The organism is Paraburkholderia bannensis, from assembly GCF_014200455.1.
In the GTDB taxonomy this organism is placed as follows: domain Bacteria; phylum Pseudomonadota; class Gammaproteobacteria; order Burkholderiales; family Burkholderiaceae; genus Paraburkholderia; species Paraburkholderia bannensis_A.
The window spans coordinates 23,779-45,515 of sequence record NZ_JACHBW010000009.1 but is presented as its reverse complement, the minus strand read 5'-3'; the positions used below and the strand labels follow the sequence as shown (position 1 = coordinate 45,515).

Annotated in this window: 21 protein-coding genes; 12 read left to right on the top strand and 9 right to left on the bottom strand. The window is 63.7% G+C overall.

Annotation, left to right across the window (positions count from 1 at the left end; all coding sequences use genetic code 11):
- Positions 1–22: 22 nt before the first annotated feature.
- The 3 genes from F4827_RS16200 to fae are packed head-to-tail and all read right to left on the bottom strand — an operon-like array spanning position 23 to position 3,043.
- Positions 23–1,477 (bottom strand): NAD-dependent succinate-semialdehyde dehydrogenase, encoded by a 1,455-nt coding sequence (locus F4827_RS16200; RefSeq protein WP_183724984.1) that lies wholly within the window; start codon positions 1,475–1,477, stop codon positions 23–25.
- Positions 1,474–2,493 carry an aldo/keto reductase gene (locus F4827_RS16195; RefSeq protein WP_183724983.1) on the bottom strand — a complete coding sequence of 340 codons (1,020 nt, stop codon included), beginning with the start codon at positions 2,491–2,493 and terminating at the stop codon, positions 1,474–1,476. Before F4827_RS16195 ends, F4827_RS16200 begins: the two co-directional genes overlap by 4 nt.
- Positions 2,494–2,521: 28 nt before the next feature.
- A complete protein-coding gene (gene fae, locus F4827_RS16190) occupies positions 2,522–3,043 on the bottom strand; it encodes a formaldehyde-activating enzyme (RefSeq protein ID WP_183724982.1) in 522 nt (173 codons plus the stop codon).
- Between the two features lie 303 nt (positions 3,044–3,346).
- On the opposite strand from fae, the gene F4827_RS16185 reads away from it, so the two are divergent.
- The 5 genes from F4827_RS16185 to F4827_RS16165 all read left to right on the top strand — a co-directional run bounded on the left by F4827_RS16185 (position 3,347) and on the right by F4827_RS16165 (position 8,547).
- Positions 3,347–4,393, top strand: a complete 1,047-nt coding sequence (locus F4827_RS16185; protein ID WP_183724981.1) for an ABC transporter substrate-binding protein — start codon at positions 3,347–3,349, stop codon at positions 4,391–4,393.
- A 75-nt stretch (positions 4,394–4,468) separates the two neighbouring features.
- A complete protein-coding gene (locus tag F4827_RS16180; protein ID WP_183724980.1) occupies positions 4,469–5,434 on the top strand; it encodes a proline/glycine betaine ABC transporter permease in 966 nt (321 codons plus the stop codon).
- 67 nt (positions 5,435–5,501) lie between these two features.
- On the top strand, positions 5,502–6,326 hold the full coding sequence (locus F4827_RS16175) for a glycine betaine/L-proline ABC transporter ATP-binding protein (RefSeq protein ID WP_183724978.1): 825 nt from the start codon (positions 5,502–5,504) through the stop codon (positions 6,324–6,326).
- Positions 6,327–6,333: 7 nt separating this feature from the next.
- Positions 6,334–7,500 (top strand): MFS transporter, encoded by a 1,167-nt coding sequence (locus F4827_RS16170; RefSeq protein ID WP_183724977.1) that lies wholly within the window; start codon positions 6,334–6,336, stop codon positions 7,498–7,500.
- Between the two features lie 168 nt (positions 7,501–7,668).
- The gene (locus F4827_RS16165; protein ID WP_221303718.1) at positions 7,669–8,547 is read left to right on the top strand and encodes a LysR substrate-binding domain-containing protein; all 879 of its coding nucleotides are present in this window, start codon (positions 7,669–7,671) and stop codon (positions 8,545–8,547) included.
- Here the strand turns inward: F4827_RS16165 and F4827_RS16160 are convergent.
- From F4827_RS16160 to aldA, 4 genes are all read right to left on the bottom strand, one after another.
- Entirely contained in the window at positions 8,520–10,214 is a 1,695-nt protein-coding gene (locus F4827_RS16160) for a GMC family oxidoreductase (RefSeq protein WP_183724973.1), read from the bottom strand. The genes F4827_RS16165 and F4827_RS16160 overlap by 28 nt on opposite strands.
- Positions 10,215–10,254: 40 nt before the next feature.
- Positions 10,255–11,472 (bottom strand): mandelate racemase/muconate lactonizing enzyme family protein, encoded by a 1,218-nt coding sequence (locus F4827_RS16155; RefSeq protein ID WP_183724972.1) that lies wholly within the window; start codon positions 11,470–11,472, stop codon positions 10,255–10,257.
- A 13-nt stretch (positions 11,473–11,485) separates the two neighbouring features.
- Positions 11,486–12,739 (bottom strand): nitrate/nitrite transporter, encoded by a 1,254-nt coding sequence (locus tag F4827_RS16150; RefSeq protein WP_260175255.1) that lies wholly within the window; start codon positions 12,737–12,739, stop codon positions 11,486–11,488.
- A 223-nt stretch (positions 12,740–12,962) separates the two neighbouring features.
- Positions 12,963–14,384, bottom strand: coding sequence for an aldehyde dehydrogenase (aldA, locus tag F4827_RS16145; protein WP_183724970.1), 1,422 nt, complete (start codon positions 14,382–14,384; stop codon positions 12,963–12,965).
- A gap of 390 nt (positions 14,385–14,774) precedes the next feature.
- On the opposite strand from aldA, the gene F4827_RS16140 reads away from it, so the two are divergent.
- The 4 genes from F4827_RS16140 to F4827_RS16125 all read left to right on the top strand — a co-directional run bounded on the left by F4827_RS16140 (position 14,775) and on the right by F4827_RS16125 (position 16,850).
- Complete coding sequence (locus tag F4827_RS16140; RefSeq protein WP_183724969.1) at positions 14,775–14,957, top strand: hypothetical protein; 183 nt, start codon at positions 14,775–14,777, stop codon at positions 14,955–14,957.
- Positions 14,954–15,199, top strand: a complete 246-nt coding sequence (locus F4827_RS16135) for a DUF6726 family protein (protein ID WP_409258800.1) — start codon at positions 14,954–14,956, stop codon at positions 15,197–15,199. The genes F4827_RS16140 and F4827_RS16135 overlap by 4 nt, the downstream gene beginning before the upstream one ends.
- Before the next feature lie 13 nt (positions 15,200–15,212).
- Complete coding sequence (locus F4827_RS16130; RefSeq protein ID WP_183724968.1) at positions 15,213–16,025, top strand: hypothetical protein; 813 nt, start codon at positions 15,213–15,215, stop codon at positions 16,023–16,025.
- A 174-nt stretch (positions 16,026–16,199) separates the two neighbouring features.
- Positions 16,200–16,850 carry a flagellar basal body L-ring protein FlgH gene (locus tag F4827_RS16125; RefSeq protein WP_233177849.1) on the top strand — a complete coding sequence of 217 codons (651 nt, stop codon included), beginning with the start codon at positions 16,200–16,202 and terminating at the stop codon, positions 16,848–16,850.
- 88 nt (positions 16,851–16,938) lie between these two features.
- Here F4827_RS16125 and F4827_RS16120 read toward each other — a convergent pair whose 3' ends face one another.
- Positions 16,939–17,715 carry a response regulator gene (locus tag F4827_RS16120; protein WP_183724965.1) on the bottom strand — a complete coding sequence of 259 codons (777 nt, stop codon included), beginning with the start codon at positions 17,713–17,715 and terminating at the stop codon, positions 16,939–16,941.
- An 83-nt stretch (positions 17,716–17,798) separates the two neighbouring features.
- On the bottom strand, positions 17,799–18,371 hold the full coding sequence (locus F4827_RS16115; RefSeq protein ID WP_183724964.1) for a hypothetical protein: 573 nt from the start codon (positions 18,369–18,371) through the stop codon (positions 17,799–17,801).
- A gap of 385 nt (positions 18,372–18,756) precedes the next feature.
- Here F4827_RS16115 and F4827_RS16110 point away from each other — a divergent pair, with 385 nt between their 5' ends.
- The 3 genes from F4827_RS16110 (at position 18,757) to F4827_RS16100 (ending at position 21,726) form a co-directional block, all read left to right on the top strand.
- Complete coding sequence (locus F4827_RS16110; protein ID WP_183724963.1) at positions 18,757–19,593, top strand: hypothetical protein; 837 nt, start codon at positions 18,757–18,759, stop codon at positions 19,591–19,593.
- A gap of 118 nt (positions 19,594–19,711) precedes the next feature.
- Positions 19,712–20,464 (top strand): response regulator, encoded by a 753-nt coding sequence (locus tag F4827_RS16105; protein ID WP_183724961.1) that lies wholly within the window; start codon positions 19,712–19,714, stop codon positions 20,462–20,464.
- Positions 20,461–21,726, top strand: coding sequence for an ATP-binding protein (locus F4827_RS16100; RefSeq protein ID WP_183724960.1), 1,266 nt, complete (start codon positions 20,461–20,463; stop codon positions 21,724–21,726). The genes F4827_RS16105 and F4827_RS16100 overlap by 4 nt, the downstream gene beginning before the upstream one ends.
- Positions 21,727–21,737 lie beyond the last annotated feature (11 nt).

Genomic DNA, 21,737 nt, shown 5'->3' with positions numbered 1-21,737 from the left:
AACGCTCAACAGCGGGGGAAGTTCACCCCAACCCACCCATCATCATGTACTTCGTCTCAAGGTACTCATCGAGACCGTACTTCGACCCTTCACGCCCGAGGCCCGATTCCTTCACGCCGCCAAACGGCGCGACTTCGGTCGAGATGATCCCCTCGTTGATGCCGACCATGCCGCTTTCCAGCGCGCCAGCCACCCGCCACACGCGGCCGATATCGCGCGCATAGAAGTACGCCGACAAACCGAACTCAGTATCGTTCGCCGCCTGGATCGCTTCTTCCTCGGTCTCGAAACGGAACACCGCCGCCACCGGTCCAAAGGTTTCTTCGTGCGCGAGCATCATGCCGCCATGCGCGCCGGTGATGATGGTCGGCTCATAGAAGGTGCCGCCCAGCGCGTGCGGCTTGCCGCCGCACACGATCTCGCCGCCCTTCTCGCGCGCATCGCTCACATGCGCTTCCACCTTGCGCAGCGCCGCCGCATTGATGAGCGGCCCCTGCGTCGCGCCCGCTTCCATGCCGCCGGACACGCGCAGTGCACGCACTGCGGCCGCCAGCTTCCCGACGAACGCATCGTGCACGCCTGCCTGCACGTAGAAGCGATTCACGCACACGCAGGTCTGCCCCGTGTTGCGGAACTTCGATGCCATCGCGCCTTCCACGGCGGCGTCCAGATCGGCGTCGTCGAACACGATGAACGGCGCGTTGCCGCCCAGTTCGAGCGAGATTTTCTTGACGCTGTCCGCCGCGGCGCGCATGAGCAGCTTGCCCACGCGCGTCGATCCCGTGAACGAGATCTTGCGCACGGCCTTCGCGGCCATCAGCGTGTCGCCGATCGCCGGTGCGTCGCCCGTTACGACGTTGAACACGCCACACGGAATGCCCGCTTCTTCCGCCAGCACGGCCAGCGCGAACGCGCTCAACGGCGTTTCCTCGGACGGCTTGAGCACCATCGTGCAGCCCGCCGCCAGCGCGGGACCGGCCTTGCGCGTGACCATTGCGAGCGGGAAATTCCACGGCGTAATCGCGCCGACCACGCCCACGGCTTCCTTCGTCACCACGATGCGTGCGCCCTTCTTCGGCGCGGGAATCACATCGCCATAGGCACGGCGCGCTTCTTCCGCGAACCACGTGAGAAAGCTCGCCGCGTAGCCGACTTCACCGAGCGCTTCCGCATACGGCTTGCCCTGCTCCGCCACCATGATGCGCGCGAGGTCTTCGCGATGCGCGAGCATCAGCTCGCCCCAGCGGCGCACCTTCGCGCCGCGCTCAGCCGCCGTGGCATCGCGCCATGCGGGGAATGCATGCGAAGCAGCCGCCACGGCTTGCAGCGTTTCGCGCGCCCCTGCACGCGCGACTTCTGCCAGCGGCCTGGCGGTGGCCGGATCGATCACCGTGAAGGTGCTGTCGCCCGCCACCCATTCGCCGTCGATAAAGCTCGATGTACGCAGCAAACGCGTTTCCTTGAGACCGTCGATCATGCTGCGATCTCCAGGCGGCGCGTTGCGCGCGGCACACGCGGAATGCGCGAGGTGACGTAATCGTTGATCACATCGCACGGCGTGTAGTTGCGGTCGAGCTCATAGAGTTCGTCGGCGTCGAGTTTCGTGTCGAGTGCGGCGAGCGCGCTGTCGAATTGCGCGACCGTATCCGCGCCCACCAGCATCGACGCAATGCCCGGACGATTGAGCACCCACGCCTGAGCGATCTGCGCGCACGACACGCCGCGCGCTTCGGCCACTTCGGCCACCGAAATCGCCACATCGCGCGAAACCTGATCGTCGTACATCTGCGCGGTGAAGAAGTCGGTCTGGTTGCGCACCGACTTCGCGTCGCCCGACAACAGGCCGCGTGCGAGCGGGCTGAACACCGATACGCCCACGCCCTGGTCCTGGCAGAACGGCACCATTTCGCGCTCTTCCTCGCGATACGCACAGTTCAGTTGCAGCTGCATATTGATGGGTCGTGCGAAGTTATAGCGCTCGCAGGCCTGCAGGATCTTCGCGAACTGCCAGGTGAACATGGTCGATACGCCGATATAGCGCGCCTTGCCCGAGCGCACGATATCGTTGAGCGCATCCATGGTTTCCTCGACGGGCGTATTCACGTCGAAGTAATGCAGCATGTAGACGTCGACGTAATCGGTCTGCAAACGGCGCAGCGAACCGTCGATGCCGTCCATGATGTGCTTGCGCGAATGGCCCTGATTGTTCACACCGCCGCCAATCGGATAGCCCACCTTGGTGGTCAGCACCAGTTCGTCGCGCTTCGCGATGCGCTTGACGATGCGGCCCACCACTTCCTCGCCCACGCCCGTAGAGTAAAAATCCGCGAGGTCGATGAAGTTCACGCCCGCTTCGAGCGCGTGGCGCACGATCGGCTCGCTTTGCTCTTCGTTGTAAATCCACGGCTTCCAGTCGGGCGTGCCCATGTTCATCGTGCCAAGGCACAGGCGCGACACCTTCAGGCCCGAACGGCCGAGTTGCACGTATTGCATCGTAGTCACCTGATAGAGGAGTCGCGGCTCAGGCCGCTTTGGCCTTGGGCGTATAGAACGGGTTGCTGATCTGATCCTTGATCTTCGCGATGTCGTCGAGCTTGGGCAGCCCATTCATCGCAGCATGGATCGCGGTCTTGCAGGCTGCATAGTTGTTCTCGTACACAGCGTCCAGATCGTCGCACGACCAGTTCACCCAGTTCGCCGTGACGACGCACCATTCGTTTTCCGCTTCGGGCGGCAGCGTGCCGTCGAGCATCGCTTCCGTCACGGCCTTGGCAATGGCCGCCTGCGAGGCGCCCCACGTGGCATTGCCGTGCAGATCGCCGCGAATATCGGCCTTGTTCACGTAGAGCGTGGCGGGCTTGACCGGCACATTGGGCTGCGCCACCACCATGAAAGGCACGTGGCCTTGCGACGGCGAAGACAGGCTGTTCGTGAACGCCTGGCCGACCGGGCCATTGCGCGGGCCAATCATGATGTTGATATGGGCAGCGTTTACGCCTGGTCCTGCAAAACCCTCGCCGATATAGACTTCCAAGGCTTTCATATTGACTCCGTCTCCTGGTGTTCCGGTGTTTGATTGGTGCGCTGCAGCGTGCTGTTTTTGTCGATGCAGGCTGCGCGTCGGAACGAATTCCAGCACACGCCACGCAGCGCTGAAAGCTATGAAATCTCATGGGGGCATGACGCCGGATCATCGGCATGAGATCAGGTAATGCTTCGATGACTTTTCGTGGCTTTCGCAACCCAAAATGCTGCCGTTAGACTCTGTTCGCGCCGAAGCGAAAATCCGTAAAAAGCCGCTCATGCAGCGGCACGCACGGCGACCCCGAAAACGAACGGAGGAGACATGCAAGCAATCAAGCAGGCAGGCGTGCGTCTTGCCGCAGCACTGGCGCTCACCTGCGCCGCCACCAGCGGCTTTGCAGCGGGTAACGCAAGCAACTGGTGCCAGTCCGGCAAGACCGTCAAGCTCGCCCAGATCACCTGGGAAAGCGGCGCACTGATGACCGAAATGGTCCGCACGGTGCTTGAAAAAGGCTACGGCTGCAAAACCGAAGTCGTGCCGGGCGCCACCGCCGCCACCGAAACCGCGCTCACCAATAACGACCTGCAGATCTGGGCCGAACACTGGACCGGCCGCAGCCCGATCATTGCGCGCGGCCTGAAAGACGGCAACGTGAAACTGGTGGGCGAACTGATCCCCGGCGGCGACAAGGAAGGCTGGTACGTGCCCGACTACGTCATCAATGGAGACGCCAAACGCGGCATCAAACCGCTCGCACCGCAGCTGCGCTCGATCGCGCAACTGCCGCAATACAAGGATCTCTTCAGCGACGACGAAGAACCCGGCAAGGGCCGCTTCTACAACTGCCCGGCCGGCTGGGACTGCGAGCGCTTCAACAATCGCCTGATGTCCGCCTACAAGCTTGGCGACGCTTACACCAACTTCCGCCCCGGCACCGGCGGCGCGCTCGACGCGGCAATTGCCTCGGCGTATGAGCGCGGCAAGCCCATCCTTTTTTACTACTGGCAGCCGGCCGGGCTGATGGCGAAATACCGCTTCGTGCAGCTTGCGGGCGCACCGTACTCGGACGCCTGCTGGAACACCATCGCGGACCCCAAGGGCACCCCCTGCGCCTCGGCGTTCAAGGTTTCGCATCTGAAGGTCGCGGTCTCAACGCCGTTCTTCGACGCCCAGCCCGACGCCGTTTCCTTCTTCGAAAAAGTGAGCCTGCCGCTCACGCTCGACGAACAACTGGTCCAGCAGATGCACGACAAGAAGCTCGACGCCTCCACGGTCGCGCGCAGCTTCTTCGAGCAGCATCCGGAAATCTGGAAGCAATGGGTCACGCCGGATGTCGCGGCGCGTGTGCAGGCGGGTCTGAAGACCTGATCCGCACTGAGCGCACCACATCGCACCACATCGCATCACCTGTCACACGCTGAAACACGCTGAATGAGGCTCACCATGGGATCTCCCTTTCTCCACCTGTCGATCGCCGATTGGGTCAACGATCAGGTCACCGCGTTCGTGCAGCAATACGGCGACGCGTTCCACAACTTCAGCGTGCTGATGCTGCGCGATGTGCTCGTGCCGCTCGAAGGCCTGCTGCGCGCCATGCCGCCCCTGCTCGTGCTTGCCCTCGTGGGCCTGCTGAGCTGGCATGCGTCGCGCCGCGTGGGCGTGGCGCTGCTGTTTGTCGCCCTGCTCTGGCTGATCGGCTGCTTCGGGCTGTGGGACAAGCTCATGCAAACCTTCGCGCTGATGGTGGTGGCCACCGTCATTTCCGTAGCGCTCGGCGTGCCGCTCGGCATTCTGGCGGCGGGCAGCGCCACGCTGCGCCGCATCCTGCTGCCCGTGCTCGACGTGATGCAGACGCTGCCCAGCTTCGTCTACCTGATCCCCGTGCTGATGCTGTTCGGCCTCGGCAAGGTGCCGGCGATTCTCGCCACTGTGGTGTACGCGCTGCCGCCGCTGATTCGTCTGACCGATCTGGGCATCCGTCATGTCGATGGCGAGATCGTCGAAGCCGCGCGCGCCTTCGGCACCACGCGCTTGCAGTTGCTGTTCGGCGTGCAACTGCCGCTGGCGCGCCCGAGCATCATGGCCGGTATCAACCAGACCACCATGATGGCGCTGTCGATGGTGGTGATCGCATCGATGATCGGCTCGCGCGGCCTCGGTGAAGACGTGCTTGCGGGCATTCAGACGCTCGATGTGGGCAAGGGCACGCAGGCCGGCATCGCCATCGTGATTCTCGCGATCGTGATCGACCGCATCAGCCAGGGCTACGGTCAGGGACGCCGCACGCGCGGTCTCGCGCGCCAGGGCAAGCAGCCGTCGCGCATTCCGTTCCGCCGCGCACGCAATCAGGCCGACGCGAACGCCGATGCGTCTCAAACCCGCGACCTGAGCGGCCAGCCCGCCAAGTAAAGCGCACTCGCGCATGACACACGAATACGACACGAATACGACACGAACACGTCAAGAGGTAACCAACATGAGCGGCATCGAAGTCAAACACGTGTACAAGATCTTTGGTTCGCGCGACGCGAGCGAGCGCGCGCTGCAACTGCTGCGCGGCGGCGCGGGCAAAGCGGAAGTGCTGGAAAAGACCCGCTGCAACGTGGGCCTGAACGACGTGAGCCTGTCGATCGGCTCGGGGCAGATTTTCGTCATCATGGGGCTGTCAGGCTCGGGCAAATCCACGCTCGTGCGCCACTTCAACCGCCTGATCGAGCCGACCGTCGGCGAGATCCTGATCGACGGCAAGGACGTGCTCAAGCTCAACGACCACGGTCTGCGCGAGCTGCGCCGCTATGGCGTGAGCATGGTGTTCCAGAGCTTCGGCCTGCTGCCGCATCAGACGGTGCTCAACAACGCGGCCTATGCGCTCGTCACGCGCGGCGAGAAAAAAACCGCGGCACTGGCGAGCGCGCGCGAATGGCTCGGCAAGGTGGGACTCGGCAATTACGGCGATCACTACCCGGATGAACTTTCGGGCGGTATGCGCCAGCGCGTGGGCCTGGCGCGCGCACTCGCCGCCAATACCGATGTGCTGTTGATGGACGAAGCGTTCTCCGCACTCGATCCGCTGATCCGCACGGAAATGCAGGACCAGTTGCTCGAACTGCAAAAGACGCTGCAAAAGACCATTGTCTTCATCACCCACGATCTGGACGAAGCGCTGCGCATCGGCAACCAGATTGCGATCCTGCGCGATGGTCGCCTGATCCAGTGCGGCACGCCCGAAGACATCCTGGAACGCCCCGCCGACGACTACGTGCGGCGCTTCGTCGAGCGCCGCAGCGCCGTGACCCATTAAGCGCCCAATGCGGGCGCTCTACGGCCTGCTGGGCGGCTACACGGTTCTCGTCTGCGGCAACAGCCTGCTCACCACGCTGATCTCGCTGCGCATGCTTGAGGCCGCGCATGGCGCGCTCGGCGTGGGTCTGGTGCAGTCGTGCTACTACCTCGGCTTTATTGCGGGCGCGCTTGGCCTGGGTCCGCTGGTTGGGCGGATCGGGCCGCAGCGCGCCTTCATTGGTTTCGGTGCGCTCACGGCGCTGGCCGCGCTCGGCTATCTATCCTTCGATTCACCCGACGCCTGGGCCGTGCTGAGATTCGTGACGGGCTTCAGCATGGTCGGCATATTCACGTCGATCGAAAGCGGCGTGAACGGCGCGGTGCCCAACGAACGGCGCGGCCGTGCCTTCGCGCTCTATCTGGTGCTCACCTATCTGGGCGTGAGCGCCGGGCAATTCCTGCTGGGCGTCGCCGCGCCCGGCAGCCGTGTCGAACACACGCTCGTCAACGCCCTCTACGTGATTTCGCTGATTCCCGTCGCGCTGATCGGGGACTGGCAGCAAAGCGTATCGCCGCCCGTGACCGAAGCCGCCGCACGCGCCTCGCCGCTCGCCACGCCCAAGCGCCCCACGCTGCTGCTCGACGGCCTGCGCGAACTCGCGCGCGTCGCGCCGCGCAGCGTGCCCGCATGTATTGGCGCGGGACTGCTTTCCAGCGCCTTCTATGCGCTCACGCCGGTCTATCTCGCGCGCATCGGCTTTCCAGCGGGCGATATTTCGCATGCGATGGGGATCGTGCTGATCGGCGCGCTGCTGTCGCAATGGCCGGTGGGGCGCCTATCCGATCTGCTGGGCCGGCGCGCGACGCTTGGCGTGATTTCGCTGGGCTCCGCCGTCGCGGCCGCTGCGCTGATCGTCGTGCGTGGGCCGGTTCTCGTCGATACGCTGCTGTTTATCTACGTCGCGCTCACCTTCACGCTATACGGCGTGATCGTCTCGGACGTCAACGATCACGTCGACCAGAGCCGCCGCGTGCAGACCAGCGCCACGCTGCTGCTGGTGTTCTCGCTGGGCGGCGCGGCCGGGCCGACGCTCGCTTCCGTCTTCATGCGGCTGCTCGGTCCCGGCGGTCTCTATATTTTCGCGCTGTCCGTCACGCTGGGCCTCGCGGCGCTCTCGCGGGCGCGGCGCTGAATGGCGGGCCGCCGCAAGCCGGCATCCGGCGCTTCAGCCACACACGCCGGTGCGGCAACCCCGGCCACCCAGGCCACCCAGGCCGCGCGGCCCGGTATACTCCGTCGTTTTGGCGCCGCGCCTTTTCGCGATGGCGCCGACCGCGAGGAGACGACCTTGAAGCGAAAGATGCCGGCGCTGAACGCCCTGAAAGCGTTCGAGGCGGCAGGCACGAGCGGCAGCTTCACCCGCGCCGCCGAACAGCTGAACGTGACGCAGAGCGCCGTGAGCCGCCAGGTGCGCCAGCTCGAAGAACAACTCGGCGAAACGCTGCTGGAGCGCCACCATCACCGGCTCGAACTGACCGAGGCCGGGCGCGCGCTATTGCGCACGCTCCAGCAATCGTTCGACCGCATCGAACTGACGGTGCGCACGATCCAGCAGAAGAGCGACCTGAACCGCCTGCGCGTGAACGCGCCGCCCACCTTCGCGAGCCGCTGGCTGGTGCCGCGCCTCACGCGCCTGCACGCGCGTCATCCCTCGCTCGAATTGAGCCTCACGACGCAGCTCCAGGACACGCTCGCCGATTCGACCGCGCTGGACTGCGCGATCCGTTTCGGCGATGGCGAATGGGATGGGCTGGAAAGCTCGCTGCTGATGCACGAGTCCCATATCGCCGTGTGCGCGCCCGCGCTGCTGGCGAACGGTCCCGTCGATCTCACGCAGCAAACGCTGCTGCATGTGCTGGCTGCGGAAAACCAGCGCTATATGACGTGGCGGCACTGGCTGGACGCCGCACGCATCGAGGATGTGGACACCTCGGGCGGCTATGAATTCGATCTGCTCGACCACGCGATCCGCGCCGCCATCGAGGGGCTGGGCGTGACCATGGCCGATCGCAACATGATCGGGCGCGAACTGGCCGAAGGCCTGCTCGCGCCGGTGCGCGACATCCATGTGGATGGTCGGCAATCCTACTGGTTCGTGGTGCGGCCCGAACAGAAAATGTCCAGGCCGCTCCAGCTTTTCAGGCAGTGGCTTCAGGAAGAGATCGCCGCGGCCCGCTGAACGTTCTGCGCGAGGCTGTGCGCCGCGATCGTGCGATCCGCATCTTCGAGAATCAGGTCCGCGCCCTTTTCGGCCACCATCATGGTCGCCGCATTGGTGTTGCCGGAGGTGATGTTCGGGAAGATCGACGCATCGACCACACGCAAGCCGTCGATGCCATGCACGCGCAGGCGCGCATCCACCACCGAGGTGCGCGGGTCCGGACCCATCGCGCAACTGCCGCACAAGTGATAGATCGAGCCGCTTTGCTCGCGGAAGAATTTGAGCATGCTGGCGTCGTCGGTGACTTCGCCGGCGGGTGTAACTTCTTCCACCGTGATGTCCTTGAGCGCCTTCGCCTGCATCAACTTGCGCACCAGACGGCTGCCTTCGATCGCTTCGTCGCGGTCTTTTTGCGTCGACAGATAGTTGCCGCGAATCTTCGGCGCGTCCGCAACGCTGTTCGACGCGATTTCGACCGAACCGCGGCTGGTCGGCCGGCACGGATTGAAGCAGACGAGAAAACCTGAATACGGCTCCGGCGTCAGCTGCGCGCGATTGGATTTAGGAATCCGATACGACAGCGGATTGAAATAAATCTGCATGTTCGGATGCGCTTCCTCAGCCGACGTGCGGAAGAAACCGCCCGACTGGTTCACGCTCATCGAGAACGGTCCCTTGCGCTGGAACACATACTGCATGCCGAACCTGATCTTGCTGACCCAGCTGCTGAACGCATCGTTGAGCGTCTTCACGCGCGAACGATAATAGAAGCTAACGCACAAATGGTCCTGCAGATTCTGGCCCACAGCAGGCAGCTCATGCACCAGACCAATACCGTGCTGCTTAAGCAGCGCAGCGGGGCCCACGCCCGAGAGTTGCAGCAGCTTGGGCGAATCGACCGCACCCGCCGCCACGATCACTTCGCGATTCGCGTGAAACGTGCGCTTGACGCCTTGCTGTTCGATCTCCACGCCAATCGCGCGCGGCGCTTTTGAGTTAGCTTCCGGATTCGAATCGAACAGCACGCGCGTTGCCTGCGCATGCAGCTCGATCTTGAGGTTCGGGCGTTCAGCGGCGCGATGCAGATAGGCAAAGCTGCTGGAGGCGCGCTGGCCATTGCGCGTATTCACATCGTAAATACCCACGCCTTCGAGCTTCGCGCCGTTGAAATCGTCGTTGCGCACGTAGCCCAGTTGTTCGCAGCCTTCCAGGAAGGTCTGGCAGATCGGATGCGCGCCGTCCTTCATGGGGGAGATGCGCACCGGGCCGTTCGCGCCGTGCCATGGCGTGTCGCCCAGCGGGTGCGATTCGAGCTTGCGAAAATACGGCAACACGTCCTGATACGACCAGCCCGGATTGCCGGCTGCCGCCCAATCGTCGAAATCGCGCGGTGCGCCGCGCACGTAGATCATCGCGTTGATCGAGCCCGAGCCGCCCTGCACCTTGCCGCGCGGCGCGTAGATCTGGCGACCCGCGAGTTCCGGCTCCGGCTCGCTGTAGTACATCCAGTTGTGCACCTTGTCATAGTAGAGCTTGGCAAAGCCGATGGGGATCTTGAACCAGAATGAGTTGTCCGATCCGCCCGCTTCGAGCAGCAGCACCGAATGGCGTCCCGAGGCCGAGAGCCGTTCGGCGAGAATGCAGCCCGCCGAACCTGCGCCGACAATGATGTAGTCGTAATTCATCGCTATGTTCCCGCGTATTTTCCGCGTAGTAATGCAGCGCTCAGCCGCGCGCAGGCGAGGTATCGCGCACGTCGGCGGGCTGGTCCGCCATCTGCAGATGCAGACGCTTGCCGGTGTACGGCGAATGCGCGCGCACCACGTCCATGTTCAGCTCGACGCCCAGACCCGGCGCCTTCGAAGGAATGATGTAGCCGTCTTCCCACTGGATCGGCTGCTTGAGCACTTGCGCATGGAAGCCGCCCCAGGTGCCGATGCTTTCCTGAATCAGGAAGTTCGGCGTGCAGGCCGCCAACTGGATGCTCGCTGCCGCGCCAATCGGGCCGTTGTAGAGATGCGGCGCGATCTGCGCGTAATAGACCTCGGCCAGCGTGGCCACTTTCTTCGCTTCGAGCAGACCGCCCACGCGCGCCACGTTCAACTGGATGATCGAGGCCGCGCCCGCTTCCAGCAGCTTGTGGAACTCGTATTTCGTGGTCAGGCGCTCGCCCGCCGAAATGGGAATGCTGGTGTGCTTCGCGACTTCGGCCATCGCATCGGGCTGGCCCGGCGGCACCGGCTCTTCGAACCATAGCGGGTCGTATTTTTCGAGGCGCTTTGCCAGACGGATCGCCGAGGACGGCACCATCTGCCCGTGCGTGCCAAACAGAATATCGGCCTTGTTGCCCACGGCTTCGCGCACCTTGCGGCAGAACGTTTCGCAACGGTCGAGCACTTCCAGCGAAAGCTGATGGCCCGAGTACGCCGTATAAGGACCGGCCGGATCGAACTTCACGGCGCTAAAGCCCATCTTCACCATCTGCGCAGCGCATTCGGCGGCCAGATCGGGATCGTCGTAGTCGTACTCGCCCTTGGCGTTCTTCGGATAAAGATAGGTGTACGAACGTAGACGCTCGTTCACCATACCGCCCAGCAGCTCGTACACCGGCTTGTTCGCCGCCTTGCCGATGATGTCCCAGCAGGCCATTTCCAGGCCGCTGACGATGCCCATCATCGTGAGATCCGGGCGCTGCGTGAAGCCGCTCGAATAGGCTACGCGGAACAGACGCTCGACATGATGCGGATCGTGGTCGAGCAGATAGCGCGAAAACGCATCTTCGATCGCCGGCACCATCACATCGGGATGGAAGGTGGCCGCGTAGATTTCACCCACGCCCTGGATGCCGCAATCGGTTTCCAGCGTGACGAAGATCCAGTACATGCCGCCGAGGTGCGGAGGAGGCACCGCGACGACGTGCGTTTGCATTGCAACGACTTTCATGGTTCGAGCGTATTCAGGCAGGTTGTGAATGGGACATGCGCTTGAGCGCGAGCGCGGCGATGCCGCCGAGCGTGCCGATAGCGGCCACGTAGGCGAAATAGAACTGATAGCCCGTCATGCCCGCGTAGTGCTCCGTGATGTAACCGTTCAGGAGCGGCAGGAAAATATCCGACGAGTAACCAATCAGCGAAACAAGGCCAATTGCGAGACCGGTAATGCGCATGGGAATCGCGCAGTAATCGAGCAGCGTCCAGTAGAGGCCGCGAATCGCGTAAGTCATCAGGCCGATAAACAGCACGACCGCGCCGAGCAGCGCCATATTGCGCAGCGAAGGCAGCACGATCAGGCCGATCAGCCCCGCTACCGCGAGGAACATCGCCCAGATCAGCACACGCAGATTCGAAAGACGGTCGCCCAGATAGCCGCCGCCGATGCCGCCGAGCGGGCGCATCCACAGCTTGAGCGTGGTGACCATGCCGGCCGCCACGACCGTCATATGCATCTCGCCTTGTTGCAGATAGGCGGAGAAGCTGTAAGTCGCCCAGAAGATCTGATAGCCGCAGAACACCACCGCCGCCACGAGCCACAGCTGCGGAATCTTCGCGAGCGTGGAGAGATCGCGCCAGAGCGCACCGCGCGCGTTCGATTGCTCGACATCGGCGGCGCCTTGCGCATCGTCCTGTGCGGGCGCGGCGTCCTTGAAGAAGCTCATCAGCGCGCCAATGCCGATACACGTGAACGAATACAGAAAGATCACATGACGCAGACCCGCCGCTTCGCCGCGGCCCGAGCCGGTGGCCGCCGCGAACAGCGCGAGCGCGACGGTCGCCAGCAAGGCTTCGACCAGACCGCGTCCGCCATCGAGCAAACCAAAGAAGCGGCCCTGTTCGTTCGCGCCCGCAATCATGCGCACGCGCTTGAGCACCGATGCCCAGAACGTCAGCCCCGTCGTCAGGCCCCAGCAGCAGAAGATCACCATCAGCATGGGGAAGGCGGGAGCGGTCGCATACCAGAGCCCCAGCGCGCCCGTGCCGATCAGCGAGAAGCAGATCAACAGACGCGGCGCGACGCGGTCGGCGAGCCAGCCGCTCGGCAAGTAGGACAGAAAGAAAATGATGCCGAGCACCGAATAGAGGTAGCCCAGTTGCGCATTGTCGATATGGAACACATCGAGCATCGTGGTCTGATAGACCTGGCGCAGATAAAGAATCGGATAAATGGCGCCCGCGGCCAGCACCAGCAGCATGAGCTGGCCATAGCGCTGCATATTGCCGGACGTGGTGGGAATGGACGAGGCGGTCGGCGACGCAGGCGCGCCGGGTTTCGCGATGGACTTCTGCAAGATTGTCTCCATACCGCAGACTCGCTTGCAGGCTCGCTCAAGGGCGGCCATGCAGCGGTCGGCGTTTGTTCAAGCGGGCATCCGTTGCAGCCGACGCCCCTTACCCATTCGTTCAGCGATCCGAACGAATCAATTTTCTACAACATCTTTAGAACGGCATGACCACGAGACGCGTCTGCGTGAATTCGAGCATGCCGTGCTTGCCGTCGTCGCCGCCCAGGCCCGAACGCTTCCAGCCGGCGTGATAGCCCTGGTACGGGTCCGCAGGCGTGCGGTTGACGTACAGCTCGCCCGCCTCGATCTCGTTGGCGACGCGCATGGTCGAGCGATAGCGCTCCGTGTACAGCACCGACGACAAGCCGAACTGATGATCGTTGGCCATACGCAGCGCGTCGTCGAGCGTCTCGTAAGACAGCACCGGCAGCACCGGCCCGAAGATCTCTTCCTGCACGATCTCCATGTCCTGGCGGCAGCCGCTCAGGAGCGTGGGCGGATAGAAGTGGCCCGGGCCTTCCGGCAGATAGCCGCCGGTCTCGATCTTTGCGCCATCGGCCACGGCGCGTTCGACCATGGCGTGAATCGATGCACGCGCCTGCTCGCTGATGAGCGGGCCCATATGCGAAGCATCCACCGCGCGGTCGCCGAACGTGACGGCCTTCATCTTTTCGCGCAGCAGCTCGACAAAGCGCGCATGCACCGACGCCTGCACATACACGCGCTCGATCGCCGTGCACAACTGGCCGCAATGCGTGGTCTTGGAGCGCACGATGGCGGCGGCAGCGGCTTCGAGATCGGCATCGGCTTCGATGATGGCCGGCGTCTTGCCGCCCAGTTCGAGCGACGGCCTGGCGATGTTTTCCTTGCAGTAATCGAGCACCTTGCGGCCCGCCGTCACGCTGCCCGTGAGCGTGATCATGCCGACGTCGCGCTGCGTGCACAGCACGGCGGCCGTGTCGTGATCCATCGCCAGCACGTTGATGAGCCCAGCCGGCACTTGCGCGTCCTGTGCGGCGCGCGCCACTTCGAAGGCGGAGCAAGGCGTGTTGTTGCTCGGGCGCACCACCACCGCGTTGCCCGTGATGAGCGCGGGCGCGATCTTGCGCAGCAAGGTGTAGATCGGGAAGTTGAACGGAATCAGGCAGGCCGCCACGCCGATAGGCTCGCGCATCAACACGAGATTTTCGTTGGCGCTGTCACTGGGGATCACCTCGCCTTCGATGCGGCGCGCCCACTGCGCGTGGTAGCGCAGGACTTCGGCGGCGTAATGCGCTTCGGCGGTGGCGTCGGCCACGCTCTTGCCGGATTCGGCAGCCAGCACGGCGCCGATCACGGAAGAGCGGGCGTCGATGGCGTCGGCGAATCGTGTGAGGATTGCGCCACGTTCGGCAGCCGGGAGACGGCGCCAACCGCGCTGCGCCGCGGCCGCGGCCTCGACCGCGCGGACCGCGTCGGCGGCGCTTGCGGCGCTCACATGACCAATCAGGCCGCCCGTGGCCGGGTTATAGACGGCGATGCGCTGCGCGTCCGTTTCGAGGAATGTCCCGTTAATGAAGTTGTAATCTGCTCGCATGATGTGATGCCTGATCGTCGCCATCTGAGGTGGGCGCAGTATCCCGCTGCGACGGAATGGCTCACAAACGATTAATTGTCGAGGGAAGCATGCGGAAAACGCATGCTTCCCTCAGGCCCGCCCGGTAAGGGTTTCAGCCCTTACCGACGGCAAGGTTGCGCAACATTTTTCTCAGCCGCAGCGCGCTTGCGCGGCGGCATTTGTATACCCGAGAAAGGACTCGTAAGGCTTCCGGTAAAGCGCCCCTTTGATTGTTGCTTCACGGCGCGCCGCTTGACGCGAAGATTCACTCGCCGCCTCGAAACCCGGTTTCGGGCGGTGCACCACGGGGGCGGCCGCCGCGGCGGCGCGCGCCCTCCTCTTCGTTTCAATGTGCCAAGGAGGCCCCACATGACCAGTTCCATCGGTTCCAGCAACCTTACCCGCCCCGCGTCGCTTGAACCGCTCGCAAACAATCGCAGCGGCAAGCCCAGCGGCCTGCAGCAACCAGGCGGCGAATCGTCGGCCAGGCCGGAAACCGTGCAACCGACCCCGGTCGGTCCGCTCGGCCACACCATCAACACCACCGCATGACCGCTGAGTCGATTGTCGTGTCGTACTCCCAGGTAATGTCCAGGCTGACCGCCATGCAACTTTCCAATGGTTTCACGCGTACCGCGTCGGCCCTTTTACTCGCCGGCCTTGCGCTGCCGCTTGACGGCTGCGCGGTCGTGGCTTTCCCCTGCCGTGTCGCTTCGGCGACGCTGAAGATCGTGCCCCTCGTCGGTCATCCGGCGGCGATCCCGTTCGACGCCTGCGCGGCGGCAGTCGACTAAGCGGAGCTGCATCATGAAACGGGCGTCGTGGATTGTCTGCACGGTGAGCGCTATCGGTGCACTCTGCACCGGCGTGGCCGCCATGCCGGCGCGTGCCGAGGCAGTGGGCACCGCTGCGTCCGTTACTGCCCCGGCAACGACGCAAAACGTGCATAAGGCCGAGCTTGAGCAAGCCCAGCAAAAGTCGCCGAATCCGCCGTCATCGCATGCGGCATCACCTGCGCCGGCGCAACGCCATGCGACGCCTGCGCGCGGTCATGCCGCCGTGCAGGACGACGCGCCGTTCTCGTTTCGCGGCATCGCGCTAGGCATCACGCTGAGCGCACTGCGCGAGGCCAACATGATCCGCGCGACGCCACACGAAAGCACCCTGCTGTGCGAAACCGACGTGGCCGGCGGCGACATCGGCATGATGCTCAAGAGCTACGCCAGTCCCACCATCGCCTGCCGCTGGGCGCATCGCACCTCGAACGGCTGGACGCCGTCGCTTGCGGTCGTAGCCGGCGCGCCCGCCGTGGATCATGTGCTGCGTTTCGCACACGAGGCGCCCGGCGAGCCGTTGCGGCTCTATGAAATGTCTTTCGTGGTGGACAGCGTGACCGCGTTCGATCTGCGCGATCTGCTCGCGTCGCGCTATGGCAAGCCGCGCATGCGCGGCAACGCCGACGTGCCGCTGCTGGTATGGGACAACGCCGCCAGCACGATCACGATCTGCATGCTGCCCGATGGCGGCCGCGCCACGCTCACCTACCAGCTGAAAACACCCAGCCCGCGCCCCAAGGGCTTCGAGCGCGCGTTGAAGGTCAGCCAGTTCGACGAAGGCTGACCGGACCCGCAGCCTGCGGGCTGCACAGGCCGACAAACCGAGCCCGCCCTCACGCGTATCCCGACGAAAATGATGAAATCTTCTCGCGCTCAACACCTTCCTGTTAAATCGGATTCCTTATCTTCCGTTACCATTCGCAAGGCGCGGATATATTCGCCGGACTTCTCGCTCTGCCTGCTTGCAGGCGCAACGTTTGCATTCTCGCTCGCGGGCTGCGTCACTCAGGATTCGATTGTCGAAACGCCGATGACGCCGCCGCTTGCGGAAGCACCGCTCAACGTCAACACGAGCGGTTCGATTTATCAGGCCGGCACCTCGGTCGCGCTCTACGAAACGCCGCGCGCCCAGCATATCGGCGAAGTGCTGACGATCCGTTTGTCCGAATCCTATACCGGCAACGACAACGCCACCGCCGCCGCCAAGCGTTCGAGCGACATCACCGCCACCGCCGCCGATCAATCGACCGGTACGGCCGCGCGTCTCGCGCGTCTGTTCAATATCGGCTCGGCCTCGACGACGTTCAACGGCAGCGGCAGCCACACGCTGTCGAGCGGCATGAACGGCACGCTCGCCGTGACCATCATCAGCAAGACGCCGACGGGCAATCTCGTGGTATCCGGCGAGAAAATCATTGCCATGAGCGGAGAACATCAGCGCCTGCGCCTGTCGGGCATCGTCAATCCCAACGATGTCGAAGCTGATAATTTCGTGGATTCCGGCAAGATCGCCAATGCGCGCATCGAGGAAGTCGGCCACGGCATGCTCAACGACGCCACCACTGTGGGCTGGCTGCAACGCATGTTCCTGAGCGTGCTGACGTTCTGAGCTTGATTCCCGACGGGTCGAGAAATACAGAAAGGGCGGATCGCTTTCAATAGCGATCCGCCCTTTATTACTGAATTGTTATTGTTTCTTAATCGTCTTCTATTTTCACGTCGTTCTTGTATTCGCCCTTATATTCGCTGTAGCGTTCCGCCACGCCCACTTCGCCATCCGGCACGAACACATAGCCGTGCCCCCAGACGGTTTGCAGATAACGCGGCTCGGACGGATCGGTTTCGATCAGACGGCGCAGACGCCAGATCGCCACATCGAGGCTGCGGTTGCGATAACGCCCCGCTTCGCCGTAGACGATTTCGATAATCTGTTCGCGCGAAAGAATTGTCATCGCGTGATTGACGAACAGCTTCAGGAACGCGAATTCGCTCGACCGCAGCGCAATACGCTCTTCGTCGCGATAGAGTTCGCGCGAGCGGAAATCCAGTTCGAACGGCCCGAAGCTGAACGAGGCGCGGCTTTCGGGCGCGCCCGTCGCGCTCGCCACGCTGCGGCGGCGCATGACCGTGCGGATACGCGCGGCCAGTTCGCCCGGATCGAAGGGCTTGCCCACGTAATCGTCCGCGCCGAATTCCAGACCCAGTACGCGATCGATCACCTCGTTACGCGCGGTCAGCATGATCACGGGCAGGTCGTCACCACTCGCGCGCAATTCGCGCAAAGCGCTGATGCCATCCACTTCCGGCATCATGATGTCGAGCACAACCACCTGCGGCCGCTCGGACCGCAGCTTGTTTTGCAGGGCGCGCGCCGACGGCAGCGCAGTGACGGTGAAGCCGCGCATCTGGAGATACTCGGCAGTGACGTCGCGCACGACGGGATCGTCGTCGACGAGGAATACGTTATTGGTCATGCGCAGATCGTAAGGGACTTCGCCGCTCGCGGCATAGACCCCTTACCTTCCCATTCCTTTCCCGAAATACGCGGCGAGAAAGATTACTGGCCGCTCGAAGCCGACTCGAAGGTATTCGCGAGGCGCGTCTGATCCACCACCATGCTGTCGATCAGGCCCTGAAGCTTCACGGTCGCGCTGGAATAGCGGTCGGTGCTCAGTCCGTGCACTTCGTAGCGCGCCGAAACAGCGATACGGTTGTGCAGAAAGATCGTCATATTGATGGTCGACAGATAGGCCTTGCTATCGTCGCTGAAGGTCGGATGGCCAAATTCGATCGAGGCGTTATAAACAAGCCTGCCTTCGCAATTGGCGGGCTCCGTGCCGGGGCTATAGAGGTCCGAGCGCACGCCGCGCTGCGCGAGCGCGTATTGCAGCGAGGGCACGAAATCGGCCGCCGTCACCATCGGATTGATTTCGATGCAGACGTTGGTGAGATTCACGGGCCGTCCCGTCACGAATTTCGGCGACGAGTAATTCGATGCGACCGCATAACCGGCCTGGATCACCGAACCGGTGGCGTCGGCGGCCGTGATCAGCGTCCACGCGCAGCCGTTGAGAGCGAGCGGCGCGGCAAGCGCCGCTGCGCAAAGTGAGGTGCGGATAACGTTGTGCATGGCGGCGGAGGCTGAACACGTCGATGGGCTGCGCGGCGGGCGGCAGGGCTCGACATGCATCATCGCGGCAGAGTGCGCCGGGCGAAGGCGCAGACATCGGCCAATGTTGAACGTGGCTTTCCAGTTCTTCGCAAATCTCCCGGCGGGTAAGCGTATTTCCGTGGCACGCCCGCTGAAGCGGCTGCCCGGTGTCAGTTGCGCCCGCAATGACTTACCGCTCACACCCCATTTGAAATGATTCGTAAGCGATTCAGCAATCGCCCCGTTGAGCGAGGTTTTGTGTCGAGGTCGCTGCGTCTATCGTTTCCGTGCGGCGCAGTGCGCCGTGGCGACGCCGGACGAGCCGCCAGTCGTCCCCTGCCATTTCAACATCATCGTGTCCGCCATGAACCGAGAACAGACCAACCGCCGCGCCAAATCTTTCCTGCATCGCGGTCTGAGCACCGCCGCGCTCGCGCTCTTCGCCACGCTTGCTGCAACGACGGCAGCGCAGGCGGCGAGCTTCCATTGCCCGCACAACGCTTCGGCGTCGGAGCGTATCGTCTGCACCGATCCGACGCTTTCGGCGCTCGACGACAAGCTCGCCGCGCTCTATAAAACAGCCGTCGACGCAACGCCCGACTCCACCGCGCTCGAAGCCGATCGCGTGAGCCAGTGGCAATGGCGCCAGCACAACTGCAAGGACAAGGCTTGCGTGACGGACTGGTACAACCGCCGTATCGCCGAACTCGAAGGCGATTTCCGGCACGGCCAGCAAGCCGCCGTGCAACGCGTGAAGGACGGCGTCGCCGATCAACACCTTGCGCCGACCGCGCGTGACGCCGTGCTGGAAATGAAGGGCATCGAGCCTGCAGTCAAGCACACCGACGCTCAACACGACGATGCGCAGGCCAGCGCCGAAGCCTTGCGCCTGCGCAAGATGCCGAGCGGCGTGGCCGCCGACGCACGCCAGAAGCGTATCGCCGACGCACTCGCCAAACATATTCCGGCCGCCGTGCCCGCGCCGTCGGCATCGAACGCGCAGGCAAATGCAGCTTCGAGCAAGGCCATTGCACACGCAACCAGCGTGGCGTCGATCGACGAAGTGATCGCACAATCGAAGGACAAGGCCGTCAAGGCGGCAGCGGGTTCGACCCCGGAAGCCAAAACCGCGGCGCAGACGACACCAGCCACACCAGCGGCACAAGCGCCCGTTCAGGAAGCGGCGGTCGCCGTCAAGTAAGCGCTGGCAGGCCGTGGGACCTTGGATAAGGCCCGTTTCGGGACTCTCGTAAGCGAAGGTAAGAATTGGTCACATCGACAGTATTCATCGAAACGTCGACAACAATTAAAATTTCACGATGAGTCCACACGTTCTCATCGTCGACGACGATCCGGTCGTGCGCGATCTTCTTTCCCGCTTCCTGCGAACCCACGGCTTCCAGACCTCCGTGCTGCACGAGGGTACCCACCTCGCGCGGCGGCTCGAACTCGAACGGCCTTCGGTCATCGTGCTCGACGTCATGATGCCTGGCACCGACGGGCTGCGCACGCTCGCCGCGTTGCGCTCGCAGGGCGATGACATTCCGGTGATCTTCGCCTCCGCGCGCGGCGCGGTGACCGATCGCATCGCCGGGCTCACGCTCGGGGCAGACGATTATGTCGCCAAGCCCTTCGATCCGCAGGAACTGCTACTGCGCATCCAGACTGTGCTGCGCCGTCACGGCGCCGTGCCGCCCAGCGCTCCCGAAGCGCGCGAGCGTTGCCAGTTCGGGCCGTTCGAGCTCGATTTCGCCACGCGCTCGCTGCTGCGCGACGGAGAACGCGTGCCGCTGCGCGACAGTATATTCGCTCTCCTGAAGATCTTCGCCCGCAATCCCTACCGCGTGCTTTCGCGCGTGCTGGTTCACGATCTGCTGCGCGAAGACGGCGTGCCGTTCAATGACCGCAGCCTCGACGTGCCGATCTGGCGTCTGCGCCGCGTGATCGAGGACGATCCCGCCCAACCGCGTTATGTGCAGACCGTGCGCGGCAAAGGCTATGTCTTCGTGCCGCTGCGCGAAGATGGAATCGATGGCAACGGCGTGGCCAATGCTGCTAACGCCGGTTCATGAACAATCCGCTGAATACGCTGTTTGGCCGTATGGCCTTGATGTCGGCGCTCGTGCTTTTTATCGTGCAGGCCTGCTGGTTCGTCGTGTTCGCTCCGCAGCCGCGCCGTCATGAGGTAGAAGGCTTCGAGCGCGGCTTGCTGCTCATGCTGCACGCGGCCAACGGCGCGGCGCCCAATGAAGTCGAGCTGGCTCCCGCACTGCGTGTGCATCTGGTGCCCACCTGGAACATGCCCGCCGACGTGGATCTCAAAGTGCCCAAACGCGAGCCGCTCGCCGATCTGCGCAAGCAGTTGCTGCGCGATCTGCCGCCGGGCACCGAAATTCTCGCCGATCTGCAGCACCGCCGCGCAGCGCTCTGGGTGCGCTTTCCGGGCCATCCCACGTGGATCGTCGCGCCCGTCGATCTGCCTCCGCCGCCCAATCTCCTGCCGCAGGCCATTGGCCTGCTCGCCATGTCGCTGCTGGTTGCGCTGCTCGCCATGTGGCAGATGCAGCGTCCGCTTTCGCTCGTCGCCAACGCGGCGCGTGCGTTTGGCAGCGGCCATCGGCCCGAGCCCGTCAACGAACAAGGGCCGCGCGAACTGCGCGATCTGATCGGTTCGTTCAACCGCATGATGAAACAGCTCAACGAGGCCGACGATGACCAGGCCGTGATGCTGGCCGGCGTGGCGCACGACCTCAAATCGCCGCTCACGCGCATCAAGCTGCGCGCCTCCATGCTGGGTTCCGATCTCGAACGTCAGCAGCTCTATCGCGAAGTCGATTCGCTCAACGATATTGTCCAGCAGTTCCTGGAATTCGCGCGCCAGCGCCCCGAATCCGGGCCTGAAGTGGAAGTGGATGCGTTGCTGCGCGAGCAATACTATTCGGATACCGGCAGCGACGAAGACGTGCTTTTCAGGCTCGATTTGCGCGCGGGCCCGGCATTTCGCATGCCGCGCACCTTGCTGGACCGGCTCATTTCGAATCTCGTCGACAACGCGCTCGAACACGGCGTGCCGCCCGTCGAAATTTCCACGCGCCGCGAAGGCACGCAATGGCTTATCGAAGTGCGCGACCACGGCCCCGGCATTCCCGCCGACCGCGTGGCGGCCGCGATCAAGCCGTTCGTGCGTCTGGACGAAGCACGTGGCGGCGAAGGCCATTGCGGCCTCGGCCTCGCGATCATCACGCGCCTCGTGCGCAATCAGGGCGGTCAGTGCGACCTCTCCAATCACCCCGAAGGAGGGCTGCGCGTACGTATCTCGCTGCCTGTGCTGTAACGCTCAGGCCT